The organism is Streptomyces sp. NPDC126497 (assembly GCF_040302425.1).
In the GTDB taxonomy this organism is placed as follows: domain Bacteria; phylum Actinomycetota; class Actinomycetes; order Streptomycetales; family Streptomycetaceae; genus Streptomyces.
Window position 1 is genome coordinate 1 of sequence record NZ_JBEORT010000171.1, and the last position, 6,939, is coordinate 6,939.

Below are 6,939 nucleotides of genomic sequence, written 5' to 3' on the forward strand. Positions count from 1 at the left end.
GGGCGCCGGGGGGCGCGGTGTCCGTCGCGCGGGGCGCCGGGGGCGCGCCGTGCGGTGCCGGGGCCGGAGGGCCGCCGTGCGGCTCGGGACCCGCTCCCGGGGCCGTGGGAGGGGCCGTGACCGCCGTCCCGTGCGCGGGCGTCGTGGCGGGGTGCTGGACGGGCGGCGCGGGTGCCCAGGGGCCCGGTTCGCCGTACGGCGGGGTGCTGTAGGGGTCGGGGTCGTGCAGGGGGCTCCGCCGCTCGGGGGCGGGGGGCCCGGAAACCACCGGCGGGTCGGTGGCCGCGGGTGCGGGAACGGCCGCACCGGACGCCAAAGCGGCCGGAGACGCGGGCCCGCCGGGGACGTCGGTCCGGCCGGCGGGGGCGCCGGACGCCGTGGACCCCGGGGCGCCGGAGCCGGGCTCGGCGGTTCGGCCTCCGGAGCCCTCGGGTCGCAGGGGGCGGTCCGGTTCGTAGTCGCTCCCGTGGCCGTCGCCGGCGGCGGCCCGCTCGCGGTGCGGTCGGGCGAGTTCGAAGTCGCCGTCGTGTCCCCCGGGACGCGTGGCCGGCTCCTCCTCCGGCGGGCCCGGCTTCCCCTCGTTCATGCTCTCCCCACGGCTGGACACGGCGCCGCGCGTCGGCGGCGGCCGCGAAACTACTGGCTCGGCGCCCGGCTGGGCCTGGGCGCGCCCCCCGGATTCAATCAGGTTCGCGCGCCCCCGCACACCGAACGGTTCAGCGGGACGTGGGCGTGGGAGCCGGCGCCGTGCCCACGGTGAGGAGGCCGGGGTCCCTGAGCCCGGCGGAGGCGGTCCACGCGGTCAGGGCGAGCGGCGACGAGGTGAGCGGACGTATCAGCGGGGAGAGGACCGTCGCACCGCCCGTCACCGGTGCGCCCGGCGTGGGGTGGCGCTCCGCCGGAGCCGGGGCCCCGGGCAGCAGCGGCGCGGAGACCGCGGTCGGGGCGGCCGGGGTGTCCGCGGGCACGCTCTGGCCCAGCAGCGGTGCCGCGCCACGGCGCCGCTGCGACTCGGGCACCGCCGCGCCCGTGCCCTGCGTGCGCGCCGGCGTGACGTTGCTGCCCTTGCCCGTGCCGCGCGCCTCCGTGTCGGTGGGCGTGCCCACGGTCACTCCGCCCAGGGCGATCGCGGCCAGCGACACCGCCCCGGCGGCGACGAACGCGAACCGCAGCCCGCGTGAGGAGTGCCGGTCGGTCTCGTGGCGGCCGACGTCGTGGACGGCGAAGCCCCGGCCGCTCGCCGACGGCGCGGGCTGGTGCCGTCGGACGGGCGCGTACGCGAACTCGAAGCGCTCGCTCCGCCTGGTTCCGAAGGCCCCGGAGCCGCCGTCGAGCCGCCCCGGCGCACCGCCGCCCGGCGACGGGCCGCCGCCGAGGTCGCCCCCGGCCGGCAGCCCCTGGAGGCGGGCCAGGAAGCTCTCGGAGGGCGGCGGGGGCGCCGCCTGGGCGAACACGTCCTTCAGACGGCGCTGCGCGTCCACCTCCGCCTTGCACTTGGCGCAGGTGGCGACGTGCGCCAGTACGCGCTCGCGCGCGTCATGACCGAGCTCCCCGTCCACCAGGGCGGAGAGTCGGTCTCCCAGGTGCTGCTCTGCGAGGTGTCCCTCGGAGGACTTCGGTCGTGAACCGCTCACGCGCTCGCGCCCCCTCCTCCCAGTGCGGGAACACGCGGCGCGAAGGAGCGGCGCTCCGCGCGCGCCTTGGGCGAGCGGTGCGCGAGGGCCTTGCGCAGCTGGGACCGGCCGCGGTGGATCCGGGACCGGACGGTGCCGAGCTTGACGCCCAGGGTGGCCGCGATCTCCTCGTACGACAGTCCTTCGATGTCGCACAGGACGACGGCGGCGCGGAACTCGGGGGCCAGGGTGTCGAGGGCCTGCTGCACGTCCGCGTCGAAGTGGGCGTCGTTGAACACCTGCTGCGGCGAGGGCTCCTTGCTGGCCAGCCGCTCGGCGGCGTCGTCGCCGAGCGCGTCGAAGCGGATGCGCTGCTTGCGGCGGACCATGTCCAGGAAGAGGTTGGTGGTGATGCGGTGCAGCCAGCCCTCGAAGGTGCCCGGCGTGTACGTCGACAAGGAGCGGAACACGCGGACGAAGACCTCCTGGGTGAGGTCCTCGGCGTCGTGCTGGTTGCCGGTGAGGCGGTAGGCGAGCCGGTAGACCCGGCCGCTGTGCATGCTGACGATCTCCTCCCAGGTGGGCGGAGTCCACGCCTGCCCGTCCGCGTCGGTGGAGAAAGTCGCGGTCTGGGCCGGGTCGCCGGCGTGGTCGTGGTCAGCAGCGGTGTCGTTCACGGATTTCGGCCTGCCCGCCGATCCGAGGAAGCGCCGCAGCACTCCTGCGCGATCCACAGGCGAAGCCGCACCTCCCCTGTCGGCTCTGGTGGTGTCCAGTGGAGCCCCTACCATAGCCACCTCGCCCGTTAGCTCCGGATAAGCGGTTTTACGAGAATTTGATCTGGGCTGCCACGGCTCGTACGGCTGCGTCAGCACTTGCTCGGCGTCCTCGTCCACTGCCTGCCCCCCGTCACGGCGCACGCCACTTGCTCATCCCTTTAAACGACCGGTCCCATCTGCGGGTTCCCGGCGCCAACGGATACAGTCACGCCCAGGCATCCACGGGGACAGGAGAGGGTCATTACCGCCAACCGGCAGACGAGCTGGGCGTTCGCCGACGCCTATGTCGCCGAGGACGAAGCGCTGCACTGGGCCCGTGACCGGGCCCGTGACGCGGGGCTGCGCTCGGTGTCGCCCGGTACGGGCGCGGCGCTGCGGCTGCTCGCCGCCAGCGTGGACGCCAAGGCGGTCGCGGAGATCGGCACCGGCTGCGGGGTCTCCGGGATCCACCTGCTGCACGGGATGCGGCCGGACGGGGTGCTGACCACGGTCGACCAGGAGCCGGAGCACCAGCAGTCCGCCCGCCAGGCGTTCCGCGACGCCGGTTTCGCCGGCAACCGGGCCCGGTTCATCCCGGGCCACGCGCTGGACGTCCTGCCCCGCCTCGCGGACGCCGGCTACGACCTGGTCTTCTGCGACGGTGACCGGCAGGAGTACCAGGACTACCTCGCCGAATCGTTGCGCCTGCTGCGCCCGGGAGGCCTGGTCGCCTTCGAAGGCGTCTTCGCGAACGGACGCACGGTGGACTCGGGACCCCAGCCCACGGAGGTGCTGCGCCTGCGGGAGCTGGTGCGGACCGTACGCGAGAGCACGGAACTGGTGTCGTCGCTGCTGCCGGTGGGGGACGGGCTCCTCTGCGCCGTCAAGCGCTGACCGGCAAAGCACGGCCGCGGACCCCCGTCCGGACGCGAAACAACCGCCCCGGCACCGCGTGCGGCGCCGGGGCGGCTGAAAGGGTATGGTCGCTTGCGCGTCAGCCGACGACCTTCTTGAGGGCGTCGCCGAGCGCGTCGGCCTCGTCCGGGGTCAGCTCGACGACGAGCCGACCGCCGCCTTCGAGCGGAACGCGCATGACGATGCCCCGCCCCTCCTTGGTCACCTCGAGCGGGCCATCACCCGTCCGCGGCTTCATGGCCGCCATGCTCGTTCCCCTTCCTGAAACCCAGCTCAACCGTCTAAGCCGACGGCCCACTGAAGGGCACCTGCGGTCCTTGAAGCAGGACACACGCCACCGGCATCGAACACATTGCTTCCAGGTCATTATCCCGCATGGCGGGACCCGATGACCAACATCGGTCGGCATCGCTTGGGCAACGCACCTGAGCAAAACCACTCAATTCGGCGATGCGGCTGCGATACTGCGCCACCGCACGCGCCCTCACCGATCGGAAACGGACGGGAATCGTTTGACGCAGGTCACACGCGGGCCGTCCGCCACGGCCGGTGATCTCCGTCATGCTGTCTGGCAGACGGGGGCGTACCCGCCGGTACGCCCCGAGCCGCCACACGGAGGGATACGCCATGGCCGACACCGTGCTCTACGAGGTGAGCGACGGACTCGCGACGATCACGCTGAACCGCCCGGAGGCGATGAACGCGCTGAACGTCGCGGCGAAGGCCGCCCTCCGGGACGCGGTCCGGTCCGCCGCCGACGACGACGCCGTGCGGGCCGTGCTGCTGACCGCGGCCGGGGACCGGGCGTTCTGCGTCGGGCAGGACCTCAAGGAGCACATCGGACTGCTGGCCGAGGACCGGGAGACCGGTTCGGGGCGGACGATGAGCACGGTGCGCGAGCACTACAACCCGATCGTGAAGGCGATCGCCGGCGCCGCGAAGCCGGTGGTCGCGGCGGTGAACGGGGTCGCGGCGGGTGCCGGCTTCGGCTTCGCGCTGGCCGCGGACTACCGGATCGTCGCGGACACGGCCGCCTTCAACACCTCGTTCGCCGGGGTGGCGCTGACCGCGGACTCCGGGGTCTCCTGGACGCTGCCGCGCGTGATCGGCCCCGGGCGCGCCACCGACCTGCTGCTCTTCCCGCGCAACGTCTCCGCGCAGGAGGCGTACGAGCTGGGCATCGCGAACCGGCTGGTCCCGGCGGCGGAGCTGCGCGCGGAGGCGGAGAAGGTGGCCCGGGCGCTGGCCGGGGGACCGACGGTGGCGTACGCGGCGCTGAAGGAGTCCGTGGCGTACGGGCTGGCCCACTCGCTGGAGGAGACCCTGGAGAAGGAGGACGAGCTGCAGACCCGGGCGGGCTCCTCCCAGGACCACGCGATCGCGGTGCAGGCGTTCGTGAACAAGGAGAAGCCGAAGTACCTGGGCCGCTGAGGCGCGGCCCCCGCCTCAGTCCCCGGACCGGCCGCCGCGTGCCACGCAGGTCTCCAGGTGGTCGTCGACCAGGCCGCAGGCCTGCATCAGGGCGTACGCCGTGGTCGGGCCGACGAAGCGCAGACCGCGTTTCTTCAGGGCCTTGGACAGGGCCGTCGACTCCGGGGTCACCGCGGGGACGTCGGCGAGGGTCTTCGGCACCGGCCGGCCGGCCGGATCGGGGGCGTGGGACCAGATCAGGGCGTCCAGGTCACCGGGCGCCCATCCGGCCAGCTCGCGCGCGTTGGCGAGGGTCGCGTCGATCTTGGCGCGGTTGCGGATGATGCCGGTGTCGGCCAGCAGGCGCTCGCGGTCGGCGTCGGTGAACTCCGCGACCGCGGCGATCTCGAAGCCGGCGAAGGCGGCCCGGAAGCCGGGGCGGCGCCGCAGGATGGTGATCCAGGACAGCCCGGACTGGAACGCCTCCAGGCTGAGGCGCTCGAAGAGGGCGTCGTCGCCGTGGACCGGGCGGCCCCACTCCTCGTCGTGGTACGTCACGTAGTCCGGCGTGGACAGCGCCCAGGGACAGCGCGGGCGCCCGTCCGGGCCGGCGGGGGCGGCCGCCTCCCCGTTCACGGCTGCTTCCCCGCTCACGGCTGCTTCCCCGCTCACTGCTGCTCGTCCTCCCGGGGCGCGGCCGGCTTGTCCGTGGGGGGCCGGGCCGCGGCGGCGCGGGCCCCGGCCAGCGCGGACTCCAGCTCGGCGATCCGGGCGTCGCGCTCGGCGAGTTCCGCGCCGAGGCGGCCGAGGGCGTCGTCCACGTCGGCCATGCGGTAGCCGCGGGCGACGAGCGGGAAGCGCAGCCCGTCCACGTCCGCGCGGTTGACCGGCCGGTCCGGCGGCAGGGCGTCCCGCAGGCGCTCGGGTGCCGCCTCGGGCAGCGGGCCCTGGTCGCCGCCGCCCACCACGGCGAGGGTCACCGCGGAGACCACGACGGCGAGCGCCACGACCAGGAACAGGAACATAACCATCGCCGGGGCCCCCACGGTCGGATGAGTCGGAGTCGGATGTGTGGCTCCGATCGTGCCATGCGAGTCTGGCAGTCGGGGCCGCCGGGCGTTTCGGGGCGGCCCGGGACGGGATCGTACGAGGAAGAGGTCACAGGGGATGCTCAGGCTGGGCAAGCGGGAATTCGCACCGCACGAGCGGGTGATCATGGCGATCGTGAACCGGACCCCGGACTCCTTCTACGACCGGGGCGCCACGTTCCGCGACGAGCCGGCGCTCGCGCGGGTGGAGCAGGCGGTGGCGGACGGCGCGGAGATCATCGACATCGGCGGGGTGAAGGCCGGGCCGGGAGAGGAGGTCACGGCCGAGGAGGAGGCGCGGCGCACGGTCGGTTTCGTCGCCGAGGTGCGGCGGCGCTTCCCGGACGTCGTGATCAGCGTGGACACCTGGCGGCACGAGGTCGGCGAGGCCGTGTGCGAGGCGGGCGCGGACGTGCTGAACGACGCGTGGGGCGGGGCCGACCCGCGGCTCGCGGAGGTCGCCGCGCGGTACGGCGCGGGGCTGGTGTGCACCCACGCGGGCGGGGCCGAGCCCCGGACGCGGCCGCACCGGGTGGCGTACGACGACGTCATGGCCGACATCCTCGACGTGACCGTGGGGCTGGCGGAGCGGGCGGTGGCGCTCGGGGTGCCGCGGGAGTCGGTGATGATCGATCCCGGGCACGACTTCGGGAAGAACACGCGGCACAGTCTCGAGGCGACGCGGCGGCTGGGGGAGATGGTCGACACGGGGTGGCCGGTGCTGGTGTCGCTGTCCAACAAGGACTTCGTCGGCGAGACGCTGGACCGGCCCGTCAAGGAGCGGGTGGTGGGGACGCTGGCGACGACCGCCGTGTCCGCGTGGCTGGGGGCGCGGGTGTACCGGGTGCACGAGGTGGCCGAGACCCGGCAGGTGCTGGACATGGTGTCCGCCATCGCGGGGGAGCGGGAGCCGGCCGTGGCCCGGAGGGGGCTGGCGTAGGGGCTTCTCCGCCCCCGCCGCCCCTTCCCGTCCCCGGCCCCGGGGGGGGGCTCTGCCCCGGACCCCCCGGCCCGCGCCCACCCGCCGTCCGGCTCGGTGCGCCGGAAGGGCGCTCCTCGGAGGCCCTAGGGCCTCTCGTTTGGATCAGGTCGGCCGCGACCGACGGTGCGTCGTGGCCGACCCGAGCGGGGCTTGGTGCGTGCAGATGCAAGGCG

Annotated in this window: 8 protein-coding genes and 1 pseudogene; 3 read left to right on the forward strand and 6 right to left on the reverse strand. The window is 74.5% G+C overall.

Going from position 1 to position 6,939, the window contains the following annotated elements; genetic code table 11:
• The 3 genes and pseudogenes from ABTY20_RS34420 to sigE all read right to left on the reverse strand — a co-directional run.
• Positions 1-586 (reverse strand): annotated as a pseudogene (locus ABTY20_RS34420) (protease); the annotation flags it as partial.
• Positions 587-716: 130 nt separating this feature from the next.
• Complete coding sequence (locus tag ABTY20_RS34425) at positions 717-1,634, reverse strand: anti-sigma factor family protein (RefSeq protein WP_352001083.1); 918 nt, start codon at positions 1,632-1,634, stop codon at positions 717-719.
• A complete protein-coding gene (gene sigE / locus ABTY20_RS34430; RefSeq protein WP_352001084.1) occupies positions 1,631-2,290 on the reverse strand; it encodes an RNA polymerase sigma factor SigE in 660 nt (219 codons plus the stop codon). The genes ABTY20_RS34425 and sigE overlap by 4 nt, the downstream gene beginning before the upstream one ends.
• A gap of 276 nt (positions 2,291-2,566) precedes the next feature.
• On the opposite strand from sigE, the gene ABTY20_RS34435 reads away from it, so the two are divergent.
• A complete protein-coding gene (locus tag ABTY20_RS34435; RefSeq protein ID WP_352001088.1) occupies positions 2,567-3,265 on the forward strand; it encodes an O-methyltransferase in 699 nt (232 codons plus the stop codon).
• Between the two features lie 100 nt (positions 3,266-3,365).
• On the opposite strand, the gene ABTY20_RS34440 is transcribed toward ABTY20_RS34435, so the two are convergent.
• Complete coding sequence (locus tag ABTY20_RS34440) at positions 3,366-3,533, reverse strand: DUF3117 domain-containing protein (RefSeq protein ID WP_003966491.1); 168 nt, start codon at positions 3,531-3,533, stop codon at positions 3,366-3,368.
• A 380-nt stretch (positions 3,534-3,913) separates the two neighbouring features.
• Between ABTY20_RS34440 and chcB the strand changes: the two genes are divergently transcribed.
• A complete protein-coding gene (gene chcB / locus ABTY20_RS34445; protein ID WP_352001085.1) occupies positions 3,914-4,717 on the forward strand; it encodes a 2-cyclohexenylcarbonyl CoA isomerase in 804 nt (267 codons plus the stop codon).
• A gap of 15 nt (positions 4,718-4,732) precedes the next feature.
• Here the strand turns inward: chcB and ABTY20_RS34450 are convergent, their stop codons facing one another.
• Positions 4,733-5,350: a DNA-3-methyladenine glycosylase I gene (locus tag ABTY20_RS34450; RefSeq protein ID WP_502991954.1), complete on the reverse strand. Its 618-nt coding sequence runs from the start codon at positions 5,348-5,350 to the stop codon at positions 4,733-4,735.
• A 14-nt stretch (positions 5,351-5,364) separates the two neighbouring features.
• Positions 5,365-5,721 (reverse strand): DivIVA domain-containing protein, encoded by a 357-nt coding sequence (locus ABTY20_RS34455; protein ID WP_502991955.1) that lies wholly within the window; start codon positions 5,719-5,721, stop codon positions 5,365-5,367.
• Positions 5,722-5,863: 142 nt separating this feature from the next.
• Here ABTY20_RS34455 and folP point away from each other — a divergent pair, with 142 nt between their 5' ends.
• Positions 5,864-6,724 carry a dihydropteroate synthase gene (folP, locus tag ABTY20_RS34460; RefSeq protein WP_352001087.1) on the forward strand — a complete coding sequence of 287 codons (861 nt, stop codon included), beginning with the start codon at positions 5,864-5,866 and terminating at the stop codon, positions 6,722-6,724.
• The last annotated feature ends 215 nt before the right edge of the window (positions 6,725-6,939 follow it).

Excerpts from the sequence above, each read along its gene's own strand:
- ABTY20_RS34440 (WP_003966491.1), bottom strand. The coding sequence starts at position 3,533 with ATGGCGGCCATGAAGCCGCGGACGGGTGATGGCCCGCTCGAGGTGACC.
- chcB (WP_352001085.1), top strand. The coding sequence starts at position 3,914 with ATGGCCGACACCGTGCTCTACGAGGTGAGCGACGGACTCGCGACGATC.
- ABTY20_RS34455 (WP_502991955.1), bottom strand. The coding sequence starts at position 5,721 with ATGTTCCTGTTCCTGGTCGTGGCGCTCGCCGTCGTGGTCTCCGCGGTG.
- folP (WP_352001087.1), top strand. The coding sequence starts at position 5,864 with ATGCTCAGGCTGGGCAAGCGGGAATTCGCACCGCACGAGCGGGTGATC.